At 70.0% G+C, this 16516-nt stretch carries 15 protein-coding genes; 13 read left to right on the top strand and 2 right to left on the bottom strand.

Annotation, left to right across the window (positions count from 1 at the left end; translation table 11 throughout):
• Positions 1-73 precede the first annotated feature (73 nt).
• The gene (locus N1032_RS19030; RefSeq protein WP_259541055.1) at positions 74-1090 is read right to left on the bottom strand and encodes a LacI family DNA-binding transcriptional regulator; all 1017 of its coding nucleotides are present in this window, start codon (positions 1088-1090) and stop codon (positions 74-76) included.
• 263 nt (positions 1091-1353) lie between these two features.
• Between N1032_RS19030 and N1032_RS19025 the strand changes: the two genes are divergently transcribed.
• The 13 genes from N1032_RS19025 (at position 1354) to N1032_RS18965 (ending at position 15993) form a co-directional block, all read left to right on the top strand.
• Entirely contained in the window at positions 1354-2895 is a 1542-nt protein-coding gene (locus N1032_RS19025; RefSeq protein ID WP_259541053.1) for a sugar ABC transporter ATP-binding protein, read from the top strand.
• A 50-nt stretch (positions 2896-2945) separates the two neighbouring features.
• Positions 2946-3941 (top strand): ABC transporter permease, encoded by a 996-nt coding sequence (locus N1032_RS19020; protein WP_259541258.1) that lies wholly within the window; start codon positions 2946-2948, stop codon positions 3939-3941.
• Positions 3938-5005 carry an ABC transporter permease gene (locus N1032_RS19015; protein ID WP_259541051.1) on the top strand — a complete coding sequence of 356 codons (1068 nt, stop codon included), beginning with the start codon at positions 3938-3940 and terminating at the stop codon, positions 5003-5005. The genes N1032_RS19020 and N1032_RS19015 overlap by 4 nt, the downstream gene beginning before the upstream one ends.
• Before the next feature lie 58 nt (positions 5006-5063).
• Positions 5064-6116: a rhamnose ABC transporter substrate-binding protein gene (gene rhaS / locus N1032_RS19010; RefSeq protein ID WP_259541049.1), complete on the top strand. Its 1053-nt coding sequence runs from the start codon at positions 5064-5066 to the stop codon at positions 6114-6116.
• Between the two features lie 93 nt (positions 6117-6209).
• Entirely contained in the window at positions 6210-6539 is a 330-nt protein-coding gene (locus N1032_RS19005; protein WP_259541042.1) for an L-rhamnose mutarotase, read from the top strand.
• Between the two features lie 56 nt (positions 6540-6595).
• Positions 6596-7762, top strand: a complete 1167-nt coding sequence (gene rhaI, locus N1032_RS19000) for an L-rhamnose isomerase (protein WP_259541040.1) — start codon at positions 6596-6598, stop codon at positions 7760-7762.
• Between the two features lie 166 nt (positions 7763-7928).
• Entirely contained in the window at positions 7929-8837 is a 909-nt protein-coding gene (locus N1032_RS18995; protein ID WP_259541034.1) for a hypothetical protein, read from the top strand.
• 15 nt (positions 8838-8852) lie between these two features.
• Complete coding sequence (locus tag N1032_RS18990) at positions 8853-9764, top strand: EamA family transporter (RefSeq protein ID WP_259541032.1); 912 nt, start codon at positions 8853-8855, stop codon at positions 9762-9764.
• Between the two features lie 119 nt (positions 9765-9883).
• The gene (locus tag N1032_RS18985; RefSeq protein ID WP_259541030.1) at positions 9884-10633 is read left to right on the top strand and encodes a DeoR/GlpR family DNA-binding transcription regulator; all 750 of its coding nucleotides are present in this window, start codon (positions 9884-9886) and stop codon (positions 10631-10633) included.
• A gap of 131 nt (positions 10634-10764) precedes the next feature.
• Positions 10765-12801: a bifunctional aldolase/short-chain dehydrogenase gene (locus N1032_RS18980; RefSeq protein ID WP_259541028.1), complete on the top strand. Its 2037-nt coding sequence runs from the start codon at positions 10765-10767 to the stop codon at positions 12799-12801.
• A 109-nt stretch (positions 12802-12910) separates the two neighbouring features.
• Entirely contained in the window at positions 12911-14332 is a 1422-nt protein-coding gene (locus tag N1032_RS18975; protein ID WP_259541026.1) for a rhamnulokinase, read from the top strand.
• Between the two features lie 26 nt (positions 14333-14358).
• Complete coding sequence (locus N1032_RS18970) at positions 14359-15249, top strand: AraC family transcriptional regulator (protein WP_259541024.1); 891 nt, start codon at positions 14359-14361, stop codon at positions 15247-15249.
• A gap of 60 nt (positions 15250-15309) precedes the next feature.
• Entirely contained in the window at positions 15310-15993 is a 684-nt protein-coding gene (locus tag N1032_RS18965) for an endonuclease/exonuclease/phosphatase family protein (protein WP_259541023.1), read from the top strand.
• On the opposite strand, the gene N1032_RS18960 is transcribed toward N1032_RS18965, so the two are convergent.
• On the bottom strand, positions 15990-16508 hold the full coding sequence (locus N1032_RS18960) for a DUF1707 SHOCT-like domain-containing protein (protein WP_259541021.1): 519 nt from the start codon (positions 16506-16508) through the stop codon (positions 15990-15992). The genes N1032_RS18965 and N1032_RS18960 overlap by 4 nt on opposite strands.
• Between the last annotated feature and the right edge of the window lie 8 nt (positions 16509-16516).

The raw sequence follows: 16516 nt of genomic DNA, 5'->3' as shown, positions 1-16516 counted from the left end.
CTGGCGACGCCCAGCCGCCGTCGCCAGCGGGCGGCCCCGTCGCGCCCAGCGCGCGAGCCCGCCCCGCCCCGCCTCAGGCCAGCGCGCCCGCCGTCGACTCGCGCACGATGAGTTCCGGCTGAAAGACGACGTGCCGGTAGTCGTGCTTGGTCGGCTCCTCGATCTCGGCCATCAGCAGCTCGGTGGCCGTGCGGCCCATCTCCCACGAGGGCTGACGGATCGACGAGATCGGGATGGCGGCGTTCGCGGCGAAGTAGATGTCGTCGTAGCCGATGATGGCGATGTCGTCGGGCACGCGCAGACCGGCATGGGTCAGTGCCCGTAGCACCCCGAGGGCGATCAGGTCGTTCGCGGCGAAGACCGCGTCGGGGCGCTCGTGCGCCGGCAGCTCGAGCAGCTGCTCCGCACCGAGGCGGCCGGCATCCGCTCGCATCGAATCGAGTTCGAGCACGTGCAAGGGCCGGGCGCCGCGTTCTGCCACCGCGTCTTGCGCACCGCCGGCGCGCTGGGCGACCTGCAGCACGCGCTTCGGCCCGCCGACGAAGGCGATGTTGCGGCGGCCGAGGTCGAGCAGGTGCGATGCCGCGAGGTATCCCCCGCGGTTGTCGTCGACCGACACCGAGCTGAAGGCGCGGGCGTTCTCGTGCCGGTCGACGAGCACGACCGGCGACCCCCGCTCGCGCAGCCGCTCGAGGCGGGCGTGCACGTCGCCGACCGGCGTGATGAGCAGGCCGGCCACGCGCTGCTCCTCGAAGAGATCGAGGTAGGCGAGCTCGCGCGCCGCGTCTTCGCCGCTGTTGCCGAGCACGAGCGAACGGCTGAACTGGGCGAGGGTGTCTTCGACACCGCGGGCGATGTCGGTGAAGAACGGGTTGCTCACGTCGAGCACCATGATGCCGACCGTGCGGCTCTGCCCCACCCGGAGCTGGCGCGCGGCGTCGTTGCGGATGAATCCCAGCTTCTCGATGGCGTCGAGCACGCGCTGCGCGGTGTCGGGCGACACGCGCTTCGACCGGTTCAAGACGTTCGACACGGTTCCGACCGACACGCCGGCGAGCGCCGCCACGTCTCTCACGTTCGCTGTTGCCATACTCACCTCGCTGTGGTCGGAGTTCTCCCGGCCCGACGAGCGCAGGTGAACGTTCCCTGAGGATATCGTCTCTCCGCGCGTGCGAGGCCCGGGCGCGGCGACGACCTGAATCGATTCAGGCCCGCCGGAGGGCAAGGTCACAAGTTGGTCGCGGTCGCGCCCCGTCGGCTTGACGAGTCGCGAACCCACGAAATAGAGTGCTCGCGTCAGGTCGTTGTAAAACGATTCACTTTGTCCTCGACGTAGAGGTGAGGTACCCATCAATGTCGATCGCCCCCACTCCTTCCGGCCCTCCGGCCCTGGAGCTCCGGCACGTCGAGAAGGCGTTCGGAGCCGTGATCGCCCTCCGCTCCGGCAGCCTCGCCCTGCGCAAGAACTCGATCCACGCGCTCGTGGGCGAGAACGGCGCCGGCAAGTCGACCCTGGTGAAGATCATCGCCGGCCTCTACCAGCGCGACGCCGGTGACTTCCTGCTCGAGGGCGAGAGCGTCGACTTCAAGTCGACGGCCGAATCGAAAGCGGCCGGCATCGCCGTGATCTACCAGGAGCCGACCCTCTTTCCCGACCTCTCGGTCACCGAGAACATCTTCATGGGCCGCCAGCCCACCAACCGCTTCGGCCGCATCGACCGCAAGGCCATGCGGGCCGAGGCCGTCGGCCTGTTCCAGCGCCTCGGCGTGCGCATCGACCCCGACCGTCCCGCAGAGGGCCTCTCGATCGCCGACCAGCAGATCATCGAGATCGCGAAGGCCATCTCGCTCGACGCCTCGGTGCTGGTGATGGATGAACCGACCGCGGCCCTGAGCGGCGTGGAGGTCGACCGCCTGTTCGCCGTCGCCCGGAGCCTGCGCGACGAGGGCCGCGCGCTGCTGTTCATCTCGCACCGCTTCGACGAGGTCTTCGACCTCTGCGACACCATCACGGTGATGCGCGACGGCGACTACATCTCCACCGACCCCATCGCCGACTCGACGGTCGACGAGATCGTGCGCCGCATGGTCGGTCGCGACGTCACCGACCTCTTCCCCAAGCAAGACGCCGTGATCGGCGAGCCGGTGCTCGAGGTGCGCGGGCTCAACTCCGCCGGCGTCTTCCACGACATCTCGTTCGACCTGCGCGCGGGCGAGATCCTCGGGCTCGCCGGTCTCGTGGGCGCGGGCCGCAGCGAGGTCGTGCGAGCCGTCTTCGGCGTCGATCCCTACCAGTCCGGCAGCGTCACGATCAACGGCCGCCGGGTGCCGCCGAACAGCCCGACCGCCGCCATGAACCTCGGCCTGGCGCTCGTGCCCGAAGACCGGCGCAAGCAGGGGCTCGTGCTCGAGTCATCCGTGGCCCGCAACACCACGATGGCGATCCGCCGGTCGCTGTCGAAGGCCGGCCTGCTCACCTCGGGGGCCGAGAACGCCGCCGCGCGGGTATGGGACGCCCGGCTCGAAGTGAAGACGAACGCCCTCGACACCGAGGCCGGCACGCTGAGCGGCGGCAACCAGCAGAAGGTCGTGCTCGCCAAGTGGCTCGCGACCAACCCCAAGGTGCTGATCATCGACGAACCGACCCGCGGCATCGACGTGGGCACCAAGGCCGAGGTGCACCGCCTGCTCTCCGAGCTCGCCGGGCAGGGCATGGCCATCCTGATGATCTCGTCGGAGCTGCCCGAGGTTCTCGGCATGGCCGATCGCGTGCTCGTCATGCGCGAGGGCCGCATCACCGCCGAGCTCTCGCGCGACGACGCCACCGCCGAGACCGTCATGTCGGCTGCCACCCGCACCGCCGCCACCACCCACGCCGAGGAGCGCGCTTCGTGACGACACTCACCCAGACCTCGCCCCCGCAGACGCCCAGGTCGGGCTCCGCCGTGGGCCGCGCCCTCGGCCACTTCATCCGGGCCCGCGAGACCGGCATCCTGCTGGCCGTGCTGCTCGTGATCGTGGTGACGACGGTGAAGAACCCGAGTTTCGTGTTCTCGTCCGACGGATGGCGCGACCTGCTGCTCACCCCGTCGATCCTCGTGCTCGTGGCCGTCGGCCAGGCGATGGTCATCATCACCCGGAGCGTCGACCTCTCGGTCGGCTCCGTGCTCGGCCTCACGGCCTACCTCACCGGCCGGCTGTTCATCGACATCCCGGGCATCCCGATGATCGTCGTCTTCCTCGCCGGCATCGTGTTCGGCGGTCTGCTCGGCCTCATCAACGGCGCTCTCGTGGCGTTCGCCAAGGTGCCCGCGCTCGTCATCACCCTGGGCACGCTCTATGCCTACCGCGGCATCAACGTGGTGTGGGCCGGCAGCAACCGCATCAACGCCTCCGACATGCCGAAGGACTTCCTGGCGCTCGGCACCGGCCAATTCCTCTCCATCCCGCTGCTCACGATCATCGCCCTCGTGGTGCTGATCGCCGCGGGGTGGTACATGAAGAACACCCGGGGCGGTCGCGAGTTCTACGCCATCGGCTCCGACCCGGCCGCGGCCGGGCTCTACGGTCTGCGGGTGGTGCGGCGACTGCTCATCGCGTTCGTCGCATCCGGAGCGCTCGCGGGCCTCGCGGGCGTGCTCTACGCCGCCCGTTACGGCACCGTCAACTCGCAGGCCGGCAGCGGCTGGGAACTGGATGCCGTCGGAGCCGCGGTGATCGGCGGCGTCGCCATCTTCGGCGGCTCGGGCACGGTGTGGGGCGCCGCGATCGGTGCGGTGCTGCTGCTCACGATCAACCGCGCCCTGCCGATTCTGGGCGTTCCCGACTTCTGGCAGCGAGCGGTGGTGGGCGCACTCATCATCGGCGCGATCGTGCTCGACCGGGTGCTGTCGCTGCGGCAATCGAAACGGCTTCTCGAGGCGAGGGAGGACAGCAAATGACCACGACGACCTCGCCCCTGGCGCCCGCGACGGCCACGCGCGTCTACAAGGACTACGGCCAGCCCCTCTGGCGGCGGGTGCTGCTCACCCGTGAGATGGCCATCATCGGCCTGCTGCTGGTCGTGGTGATCGTCTCGCTCATCACCGTCAAGGGCTTCAGCCGGCCGGTGACCGTCGGCTACCTGCTGCTCGACGTCATGCCGATCCTGCTCATCGCCCTGCCGATGACCCTCGTCATCATCACGGGAGAGATCGACCTGAGTGTCGCGAGCGTGGTGGGCCTCAGCAGCGTGACCCTCGGCATCCTGAACCAGGCCGGGGTGGATGTCGGCGTGGCCGCGATCGTCTGCATCATCGTCGGCGCGCTCGCAGGAGCGGTCAACGGCTTCCTGATCACGGTGGTGGGGCTGCCATCGCTCGCGGTCACCATCGGAACCCTGGCGCTCTACCGGGGCCTCGCGGTCGGCCTGCTGGGCACCACCGCGGTCACCGAGTGGCCGGAGTTCTGGACCGACCTGGCCAAAGCGAAGATCGGCGGCACCACCATCCCCGTGGTCGTCATCCTCTTCATCGTGCTCGCGATCGTGTTCGCCGTGCTGCTGCACTTCACCCCCTTCGGCCGCGGCATCTACGCCATCGGCCTGAGCCCCGAAGCCGCGAGCTTCTCGGGGGTGCACGTCAACCGCACCAAGTTCATCCTCTTCGTGCTCACCGGCACCGTGTCGGCCCTGGCCGGCATCTACTACACCCTGCGCTTCGGCAGCGCCCGCGGCGACAACGCCACCGGCCTCGAGCTGCAGGTGATCGCGGCGGTGCTGCTCGGCGGCGTCTCGATCTTCGGCGGCCGCGGGGCACTGCACGGCGTGATCGCCGGTGTGCTGCTGATCGGAGTGCTCTCGAGCGCTCTGCGGTTGGTGAACGTCACCTCCGACGTCATCAACATCATCACCGGAGTGCTTCTCGTGCTCTCGGTCGTGGCAGCGAGCTTCCTGGCCTGGGTGCGCAAGAAGCGCATCGGGCCCGGGGGGAGGAAACACGGGGGAACCATCGCAGCCAAGGCGTGATTCCTCTTTCCGTCGATGCAATCACATCGGCTCAACCAATTCGAAAGGAAGAACAACGATGTTGTTTCACAATCTCGGCAAGGGCAAAGCCCGTGCGGGGGCGGTTGCGGCCATCGCAGTGACCGTCGCCCTCATCGCCACCGGATGCGCGTCGGACGGCGACAGCGGATCGACCGACTCCGCGGGCGGCGACAGCTCCAACCTGTCGATCACGTTCCTGCCCAAGAACCTGGGCAACCCCTACTTCGACACCTCGGACAAGGGCGGCGAGAAGGCGATCGAGTCGTTCGGCGGCACCTACCAGGAGGTCGGCCCCGCCGAGGCGAGCCCCGACGCGCAGGTCTCCTACATCAACACCGCCACCACGCAGGGCGTCGGCGCCCTCGTCGTGTCGGCCAACGACCCCACCGCCATCTGCGACGCCCTCAACGAGGCGCGTGACGCCGGCGTCAAGGTCGTGACCTTCGACTCCGACACGGATGCCGACTGCCGCGACATATTCATCAACCAGGCCGACGCCGAGGGCATCGCCAAGGTGCAGGTCGACCTGATCGCCGACCAGATCGGCGGCTCGGGCGAGGTGGCGATCCTCTCCGCCTCGGCCAACGCGACCAACCAGAACGCGTGGATCGAGCAGATGAAGACCTACGCCGCCTCGGAGTACCCCGACATCACCATCGTCGACACCGTCTACGGCGACGATGACGACCAGACGTCGTTCGACAAGACCGCGGCCCTGCTGCAGTCGCACCCCGACCTCAAGGGCATCATCTCGCCCACCACGGTCGGCATCGCTGCGGCCGCTCGCTACCTGCAGACCTCGGAGTACAAGGGCAAGGTCGCACTCACCGGTCTCGGCACCCCGAACCAGATGCGCGACTACGTCGAAGACGGCACCGTCACCTCGTTCGCCCTGTGGAACCCGGCCGACCTCGGCTACCTGGCCGCGTTCGCCGCCAAGGCCCTGATCGAGGGCACCATCACCGGCGCCGAGGGTGACACCTTCGACGCGGGCGACCTGGGCGAGTACACCGTCGGCGCCGACAACACGGTGCTGCTCGGCGACCCGTTCGTGTTCGACAAAGACAACATCGGCGACTTCGACTTCTAGTCGCCACGGGGCGCGGCCGCGTCATCCGGCAGGCCGCGCCCCACCCCCTTCTGCTTCTCGCCCCACCCCGTCTGCTTTTCTGAGAGGAACGTCGTGCAGAGAGTCTGCTTCCAGCTGCAGGTGAAGCCCGAGCGCATTCCCGAGTACACCGAGCGCCACGCCGCGATCTGGCCCGACATGGCGGCCGCTCTCAAGGCGACCGGGTGGAACAACTACTCGCTGTTCCTGCGCCCCGACGGCCTGCTGATCGGCTACTTCGAGACGCCGTCGCTCGAGGCCGCCCAGGCCGGCATGGCCGCGACCGAGGTGAACGCGCGCTGGCAGGCCGAGATGGCCGAGTTCTTCGTCGACCTCGACGGCGCTCCCGACACCGGTTTCCAGCAGCTCGTCGAGGTCTTCCATCTCGAAGACCAGTTGGCGTAGGCTACTACTCAGTGAATCGTTTCACCGATTCATCCGACACACGAAAGAGAACCCCAATGGTGCAGTTCAGCGACATCGCCCCCGAACTCGAACGTCAGGCGATCGAGCTCCCCTCGTGGGCGTTCGGCAACTCGGGCACCCGCTTCAAGGTCTTCGGCACGCCGGGCACGCCCCGCACGCCCGAGGAGAAGATCGCGGATGCCGCCCAGGTCAACACCTACACGGGGCTCGCGCCCAAGGTCGCGATCCACATCCCGTGGGACAAGGTCGACGACTACGCGGCGCTGCGCCGTTACGCCGAAGATCTCGGTGTCGCCCTCGGCACGGTGAACTCTAACACCTTCCAAGACGACGCCTACAAGTTCGGCTCCCTCACTTCGAGCGACCCGGCCATTCGCCAGAAGGCCATCGACCACCACCTCGAGTGCATCGACATCATGCACCAGACCGGTTCCCACGACCTCAAGATCTGGCTGGCCGACGGCACGAACTACCCCGGACAGGGCGACATCCGCTCGCGTCAGGACTGGCTGGCCGAGTCGCTGCGGGTCATCTACGACGCGCTCGGCGATGAGCAGCGCCTGGTGCTGGAGTACAAGTTCTTCGAGCCGGCGTTCTACCACACGGATGTGCCGGACTGGGGCACCTCGTTCGCCCATGTGAGCGCGCTCGGCGACAAGGCCTTCACCTGCCTCGACACCGGTCACCACGCGCCGGGCACCAACATCGAGTTCATCGTGGCGCAGCTGCTGCGGCTCGGAAAGCTCGGCTCGTTCGACTTCAACTCGCGCTTCTACGCCGACGACGACCTGATCGTGGGCGCGGCCGACCCGTTCCAGTTGTTCCGCATCCTCTACGAGGTCGTGCGCGGCGGCGGCTACGACGTGGGCTCGCCGGTGGCGTTCATGCTCGACCAGTGCCACAACATCGAAGAGAAGATCGTCGGCCAGATGCGCTCGGTGCTCAACGTGCAGGAGATGACGGCGCGTGCGCTGCTCGTCGACCGTGCGGCGCTGCTCGAGGCGCAGAACGCCAACGACGTGCTCGGCGCGAACGGCATCTTGATGGACGCCTTCTACACCGACGTGCGACCCCCGCTCGCCGAGTGGCGCGAGTCGCGCGGCCTGCCGGCCGACCCGATCGCCGCCTTCAAGGCGTCGGGCTACCAGGAGAAGATCGTCGCCGACCGCGTCGGCGGCGCCCAGGCCAGCTGGGGCGCGTAGAGCGCCCTCGCCCACGGTTTGCGGCCCGGGACCCCTGGTGGTGGGAGTCCTGGGCCGCAATTCATTTGTCGCCCGCTCGCTCGCATTCCTCGTTCGGCGTCGCCGCGCGGCACCTGATATGGCCACAGAAGCTGACAGATCGTCGGGTTCGCGCTAGGGTCGCCGCATGACCTCTGCCCGGCATCCGCGGTTCGCGCCGGCGAGCATGGTGCTCGCGGTCAGCGCCATCGCCGGGCTCGTCACCGGCTGCGCGGGGCCGAGCGACTCCGACGTGCAGGCGGTGACCGACTGGATCGCCGATCAGCCGCACGTGACCGCAGTGCAATCGGCCGTCGACGACGACCCGTGGAGCCGATCGGTCTCGCTCTCGATCGAGGTCGAGGCCGGCGTGAGCGACGACGACCTGCGGATGCTGGCGCCGGCGGCCGCCCGCCGCGCCGCGAACCTGCCCGACCCCTACCTGGTGTGGCAGGTGGGCGAGGGCCGCAGCTTCTCGAACCTGGGCGGATCGGCGACCCTGGAGGTGTTCCTCGGCCTGCGGCACGACTCCCGGTACGAGGTGGTGAGCGCCCGCGGCGGCTCCGACTGTTCGGGCTTCTTCTGCGTGGTGCTCGACGACGACGATCCGGCGGTGCTGCTCGATCAGGTCGACCGCATGCTCGCCCTCGCGCAACGCGCCGGCGGCGTGCAGCCGAATCTGCCGTTCGAGGCCGAGAGCGCCGACGGCCGCTTCGTCGTGGGTGCGCAGCCCGAGGCCCCGGTCGACGAGGCGGTCGCCCTGCTGACCACGATCACCGCCCGGGTGCCGGTCGAGCACGCTCGCGTCACCCCCATCGAGGCGGTGGGCGACATCCCGTCGGCGCAGCTGCTCGATCTGTGGGTGAGCGACGAGCAGGGCCGGCTGGTGGCGCAGCAGATCGCCGACCGCCAGTCGCTCGTGGAGGTGAGTGTCTGGGACGCCGACGGCGAGGCCGAGCCCGACGCCGGCACCGGTGGCGGCGGTCTGCTCGGGGGCGGTGGTGGGCTCGGCGGCAGTGCCGCCCCGACCCTCACGACCGGCACGCCCGCTCCCTGACGCTAGGGTCGAGAGGTGACCGATCAGCAGCGACCCGGGGCCGTTGCCGGCCCAGCGGATGCCGCGGCGCACGCGTCGCGCCGGCGCACCGTGGGCGCGGCCACCCAGCTCGGCACCGAGGTGAGCATCAACCTCGGGTCGGCCCTCGCCGGTCTCGTGGTGCCCGTGGTGGGCGCCTTCGTGGTGGTGGCGGCGCGTCAGCTCGTGATGGCGGTCGCCGTGCTGCCGTTCTACCGCCCGAAGCGCGCCGAGTTCACCTGGCGGCGGTTGTGGCCGGCGGTGGCGCTCGGCGTGGTTCTGGCCGTGATGAACCTGTCGTTCTACGAGTCGGTGCACCTGCTCGGCCTCGGCATCGCGGCGACGATCGAGTTCCTCGGCCCGCTGACGCTGGCCCTCGTGGCCTCGCGCCGGCTGCTCGACGTGGTGTGCGCCCTGGCCGCCGCGGCCGGGGTGTTCCTGCTCACGGGGTTCGACGGCACCATCAACGCCTGGGGCGTGACGCTCGCGCTCACGGCGGCCGCGGCCTGGGCGTTCTACATCGTGCTCACCCGCCGGGTGGCGACCCGGCTGCCCGGCCTCGAGGGGCTGACGGTGGCGAGCGTGGTGAGTCTCGTCATCCTGCTGCCCCTCGCGGCCGTCACCCTCGACCCGGCGGCGGTCGACTGGCGGGTGGTCGCCCTTCTGGTGGGGGTCGGCATCCTCTCGTCGGCTCTGCCCTACAGCCTCGACACGTTCATCCTGCGCCGCATCACGCCACGGCTGTACGCCATCATCACCGCCTTCGGCCCGGTGGTCGCCGCGGTCTTCGGCTGGCTCATCCTGTCGGAGCAGTTCTCGGCCCTCGAGGTCGTCGGCATCGCCGTCGTCTGCGTCGCCGCCGGCACCGCGATCGCCACCCAGCGGGCCGTCATCCCTCCACCCGCCTGACCCGCCACCCGCCTGACCCCGCGCCCGCCTGACCCCGCCGCCCGCCGCCCCGCCGTCGTGCGCCCGGCCTCGAGGTGGTGGCCACGGTCTGGCCGCGACCTGCGAGTAGTGTGGCATGCGTGATCGGAGCCGAGCGTCGCGAGCGGCTGATCGCGCGCCTCGACGACAGCGGCGTCATCAGGCTCGAGGAGTCGGCGGCCGAGCTCGGGGTGTCGAGCATGACCGTGCGCCGCGACCTCGAGGCCCTCGAGCTCGAGGGCGTGGTGGTTCGGGTGCGGGGCGGGGCGGTCGCCACGGTCAAGGCGCGCTCGTTCACCGAGCGCCAGGGCGTCGACGACGTCGCCAAGACCGAGATCGCCCGCAAGGCGCTCGACCTGATGCCCACCACCGGGTCGATCGCGGTCGATGCGTCGTCGACATCCGGGCACCTGCTCGCGCAGTTCAAGCCCGGTGCCACGACCGACCTCGTGGTCGCCACGAACTCCGCCCACAATCACGCCCGCGCCCGCGCGCTGCGGGGCACGCGCGCCATCCTCGTGGGCGGCGAGCTCGAGCCCCACACCGAGAGCTTCGTGGGCCCGGTGGCGTGCGCCGCGGCCGCCATGCTCAACTACGACCGCTTCTTCACCTCGGCCGCCGCCGCCGACCCCGAGGGCGGCACGAGCGAGACCATCATCGAAGAGGCCCAGGTGAAGCGCGAGTTCGTGCGGGCGGCGCGCGAGACCGTGCTGCTCATCAACTCGGCCAAACTCGGCCGTCGCGCAATGGCCGCTGCTCTGTCGTGGTCGCAGATCTCGATCGTGGTCACCGAGCTCGACCCGCGAGATGCCCGGCTCGACGTGCTGCGCGATCTGGTCGAGATCCGCTGAACCGCCGGGTGAACATCCGGTGCCTCCGTTGACGCGGTGCCGCCCTCCTGTTATGTTTTGTGAAGTTCACACGCCATAACACCAGGCAGCCAACGACGCCGACGTGCGCTCGAGACACCGATGGAGCATCCATGACTTCCCCCGCCGCAGCCGACCTCATCGCACGGTCGAACCGCCTCGGTTCCGACCCGAAGAACACCAACTACGCCGGGGGCAACACCTCGGCGAAGGGTCTCGAGATCGACCCGGTCACGGGCGAGAACGTCGAGCTGATGTGGGTCAAGGGCTCCGGCGGCGACCTGGGCACCCTCACCGAGGCCGGACTCGCGGTGCTGCGCGTCGACCGGCTGCGCTCGCTCGTGAACGTCTACCCCGGGGTCGACCGCGAAGACGAGATGGTGGCGGCCTTCGACTACACGCTGTTCGGCAAGGGCGGAGCCGCCCCGTCGATCGACACCGCGATGCACGGCCTCGTCGACGCGAACCACGTCGACCACCTGCACCCCGACTCGGGCATCGCCATCGCCACGGCGGCCGACGGCGAAGAGCTCACCCGCACGATCTTCGGCGACAAGGTGGTCTGGGTGCCGTGGCGCCGGCCCGGCTTCCAGCTCGGCCTCGACATCGCCGAGATCAAGAAGCAGAACCCGGATGCGATCGGCACCATCCTGGGCGGCCACGGCATCACGGCGTGGGGCGACACGAGCGACGAGGCCGAGGCCAACTCGCTGTGGATCATCCGCACCGCGGAGGCCTACATCGCCGAGCACGGCTCGCCCGAGCCGTTCGGTCCCGCACTCGACGGCTACGGCGCCCTGCCCGAGGCCGAGCGTCGCGCGAAGGCGGCCGCGCTCGCCCCCACCATCCGCGGCCTGGCCTCGACCGACAAGCCGCAGGTCGGGTCGTTCACCGACGCCGACGTCGTGCTCGACTTCCTGGCCAGCGCCGAGCATCCGCGACTCGCCGCGCTCGGCACCAGCTGCCCCGACCACTTCCTGCGCACCAAGGTCAAGCCGCTCGTGCTCGACCTGCCCGCCGACGCGTCGGTCGAGGACTCGATCGCGCGCCTCAAGGAGCTGCACGCCGAGTACCGCGCCGACTACCAGGCCTACTACGACCGCAACGCCGTCGCCGACTCCCCCGCCATCCGCGGCGCCGACCCGGCGATCGTGCTCATTCCGGGCGTCGGCATGTTCAGCTACGGCGCCAACAAGCAGACCGCGCGCGTGGCCGGCGAGTTCTACATCAACGCCATCAACGTGATGCGGGGCGCCGAGTCGCTCAGCACCTACGCGCCGATCGACGAGGCCGAGAAGTTCCGCATCGAGTACTGGGCGCTCGAAGAGGCCAAGCTGCAGCGCCTGCCGAAGCCGAAGTCGCACGCCACCCGCATCGCCCTCGTCACCGGCGCGGCATCCGGAATCGGCAAGGCCATCGCCACCCGCCTGGCCGCCGAGGGCGCCTGCGTCGTCATCGCCGACCTCGACCTCGAGAAGGCCCAGGCCGCGGCGGCCGAGCTCGGCAACACGGATGTCGCCATCGGCGTGCGCGCCGACGTGACGAGCGCCTCCGACATCGAGGCGGGCATCGAGGCGGCCCTGCTGCAGTTCGGCGGGCTCGACCTCGTGGTGAACAACGCGGGTCTGTCGATCTCGAAGCCGCTGCTCGAGACCACCGAGAAGGACTGGGACCTGCAGCACGACGTGATGGCGAAGGGCTCGTTCCTGGTGTCGAAGGCAGCCGCGAAGGTGCTCATCGAGCAAGACCTCGGCGGCGACATCATCTACATCTCGTCGAAGAACTCGGTGTTCGCGGGCCCCAACAACATCGCCTACTCGGCCACCAAGGCCGACCAGGCCCACCAGGTGCGCCTGCTCGCCGCCGAGCTCGGTGACCACGGCATCAAGGTCAACGGCATCAACCCCGACGGAGTCGTTCGCGGCTCGGGCATCTTCGCGGGCGGCTGGGGCGCCAAGCGCGCCGCCGTCTACGGTGTGCCCGAGGAGGAGCTCGGCGCCTACTACGCCCAGCGCACGCTGCTGAAGCGCGAGGTCCTCCCGGAGCACGTGGCGAACGCGGTGGCGGTGCTCACAGGCGCCGACCTCACCCACACCACCGGCCTGCACATCCCGGTCGACGCCGGCGTCGCCGCCGCCTTCCTGCGCTGATGCCGCCGATCCCGTCCCCTATGCTCGCGAGTGGGCACTATCGGCGCCATACGGCGCCCTGTGCCGCCGAAAGTGACCACTCGCGAGAGGTGAGGGTGAGGAGGGGCGCATGACCGCCGCTGTCGCCGCCGTCGACCTCGGGGCCACGAGCGGCCGGGTGATGCTCGGCTACGTCGGGCACGACGAGCTCAGACTCGTGCCGGTGGCACGGTTCCCGAACAACCCGGTGCGCGTGTTCGACGGGCTGCACTGGAACATCCTCGAGCTCTACCGCAACGTGCTCGCGGGGCTCGCCTCGGCGGTGCGCGACGAGCCCGACATCCGCAGCATCGCCGTCGACTCCTGGGCGGTCGACTACGCGCTGATGACCAACGGCCGCATGCTCGGCAACCCCTACCACTACCGCGACGAGCGCACGGCGGCGGGGGTCGACGCGACGCACACGATCGTGGGCCCCGCCGAGCTCTATGCGGCGAACGGCCTGCAGTTCTTGAGCTTCAACACCCTCTACCAGCTCGCCGCCGAGCAGCTCGCCGGGTCGCTCGACGGCGCCGACTCGATGCTGCTCGTGCCCGACCTGCTGAACTTCTGGCTCACCGGCGTCTCGCGCGCCGAGCAGACGAACGCCTCCACGACCGGGCTGCTCGACGTGCACACCGGGCGCTGGCACGACACCCTGATCGAGCGCCTCGGCCTTCCGCGCCGGTTGCTGCCCGAGGTGATCGCGCCCGGGTCGACCGTCGGCACGCTGCTGCCCGCCGTCGCCGCCGAGATCGGGGCGCCGGCCTCGCTCGCCGTGAGCGCCGTGGGGTCGCACGACACCGCTTCCGCCGTCGTCGCCGTGCCGGCCGTGGGCGACGACTTCGCCTACATCTCGAGCGGCACCTGGTCGCTCGTGGGGGTGGAGCTCGAGCAGCCCGTGGTGAGCGAGGCCAGCCGCGCCGCGAACTTCACCAACGAGGGCGGTGTCGACGGACGCATCCGGTTCCTGCAGAACGTGTCGGGTCTGTGGCTGCTCTCGGAGTCGGTGCGCACCTGGGAGCGTTCGGGCGAGCAGATCGACCTGCCGACGCTGATCTCGGCGGCACGCGGGGTCACCGCACCGGTCGCCGTGTTCGACGCCGGCGACCCCCGATTCATCGCGCCGGGCGACATGCCCCAGCGCATCGCCGACTGGTGCATCGAGCACGGCCGGCCGGTGCCGCAGAGCCGCGCCGAGTTCGTGCGCAGCATTCTCGAGAGCCTCGCGGATGCCTACTCCCGCTCCATCGAGACGGCCGCGGCCCTCTCGGGCAAGCGCATCGAGGTCATCCACATCGTGGGCGGCGGGTCGCAGAACGCCCTGCTCTGCCAGCTCACCGCCGACCGCACCGGGCGGCCGGTGCTGGCGGGCCCCGTGGAGGCTACCGCGATCGGCAACGTGCTCGTGCAGGCCCGGGCCCAGGGGCTCGTGAGCGGCAGTCTCGAGGCGCTGCGGGCGATCGTCGCCACGACGTTCGCTCCCGTGCGCTACGAGCCCACGGGGCGCTGAGGCCCGCCGCGAGTAGGGTGTCGGGCGTGCAGCATGAATCGCGCGCCACCACCGCGCCGACCGGCGGGCCCGCCACCACCGCGACGCCCGGCGGGCCCACCCCCGAGAGCAAGGGCGTGCTGTCCCCCGGCCGCGCGGCCCCGATGGTGTCGATCGATCGCTACCGGCCGAGCGCCGAGCTGGCCCCGTTCGTGCGGCACTACTGGATTCCGCGCTGGCACCTGCCGGCCGGCGCCACCCACGAGGAGCGGCTGCTGCAATACGCCACCTGCAACCTCGTCGTGGCCGACGACTACGCCGCGGTGTTCGGACTGGCCCGCGGCGTCGGATCGCGCATCCTCACGGGCGACGGCTGGGCCTTCGGCGTGATGCTCCAGCCCGGAACCGCCCGGGCCCTGATCGGCGCCGGCCGCAGCGTCGACAGCCTCGCCGACCGGCCCGAGCCGCTCGACGCCCTGGCCGGGGGCGACGGCGGGCTCGCCGAGCGCATCCGGAGCCTGCGTCACGACGACACGGGAATGGTGGCCGCCTTCGAGCAGTGGCTGCGGGCGCGCCGGCTCGACGCCGAGCAGGGGGCGCTCATCAATGCGGTGGTCGACGCGGTCGAGACCGACCCCGGCATCCGCAGCGTCGACGACCTCGCCCGGCGGTTCGGGCTCGGCGTGCGCAGCCTGCAACGGCTCACGGCCGAGTTCGTGGGCATCAATCCCAAGTGGCTCCTGCAGCGCCAACGGCTTCAGGATGCCGCGGCCCGACTGCGCGCCGAACCCTCGACCGGTCTCGCCGCGCTCGCCGCCGAACTCGGCTACGCCGACCAGGCGCACTTCAGTCGCGACTTCGCCTCGGTGGTCGGGCTGGCTCCTGGCGAGTACTCACGCACTGTCCAGGCAGAGACCGGCTCCGACGTGTCAGAATGACGGAGTTAGGACGTCGCACCACCCGATCGAAGCAGTAGAGAGAGTGCAGTCACTACGAAGATGGGACGAGAACTGAACATCGTCAGTTACAACCTGCGCAAGCACCACGCGAGCGGTGAACTCCGCGATCTGAGCCGCCTCTACGATGTCGACGTGATGTGCCTGCAGGAATGCGACACCTCCGACATCCCCGAGCGCATCGACCACCTCGTGCTGGCCGACTCCACCAAGACCAACCGCCTGGGTCTCGCCGTCTACTACCGCGACGACCGCTTCGACCTCGAGGCCACGCGCGTCTTCGCGCTGCGCAAGTCGATGCACGACCGGGTGATGGCGCCGGCGCACGAGCGCCTGCTCGCCGCGCGGCTGTTCGACAAGGAGATCGACAAGGAGATCCTGGTCGGCTCGTTTCACGCGGCGCCGCTCACCGCCTCGAACTCGCTGCGCCGCAAGCAGATCGCCGCGGCCCACAGCGCTCTGCGCGTGATGGGCCCCGGCCTTCCGACCGTGATGGTGGGCGACTACAACTACCCCTGGTTCCGGGCCAACCTCAGCGAGCGCATGGAGGAGTCGGGCTACCTGCTGTCGTTCAGCGACAAGCCGACCTACGCCCGCTACAAGTACTTCAAAGGCCACTTCGACTTCGTCACCAGCGCCCACACCCGCATCGACTCGATCGACACCCTGCCGCAGGGCGAGAGCGACCACCTGCCCATCCTGGTGAAGGCGGGCGTCGAAGACTAACGGTCGCCGTTGCGCCCGCCCGGCCCGTAGACGACGATCGCGGCCACGGGGATGGCGAGGAAGAAGATCCACGACCACGCGTAGCCGCCGGGCAGGTAGGTGCCGCAGATGAAGAACAGCGCGAGCGCCACGAACGGCATGATCGCGACGATCCAGTTGCCGGTGCGGCCGCCGCGCGCGGGCCGGCCGTCGCCGCTGTAGCCGCCGGGATAGCCGCCGTAGCCGGGGCCCTGGTTGTAGCCACCGCCGGGCGGGGGCGCCGTGAACGGCTGGCCGGCCGACGACGGGGCGGCGAAGGCGGGCGGGGTCGAGGCGGCCGCCTGCGGCAGGTCGGCGAACAGCGGTGCCAGGTCGCCCCGCGTCACGGCGCTGCGGGCGGCGCTCGACCGCTCGCTCAACTCGGCGGCGGTGATGCGGCCATCGGCGTTGGCGCGTTCGAGGGCCGACACCGCCTCCTCGCGTTCGGCGTTGCTCAGGCGGTGGCCGGCGGTGGCCGGATCGGTGTAGTCGGTCATGCCTCCAC

Origin of the sequence: Herbiconiux daphne (assembly GCF_024979295.1) — a bacterium.
Lineage (GTDB): Bacteria > Actinomycetota > Actinomycetes > Actinomycetales > Microbacteriaceae > Herbiconiux > Herbiconiux daphnes.
The sequence above is the reverse complement of the archived record's forward strand: the minus strand, read 5'-3'. Positions and strand labels throughout refer to the sequence as shown.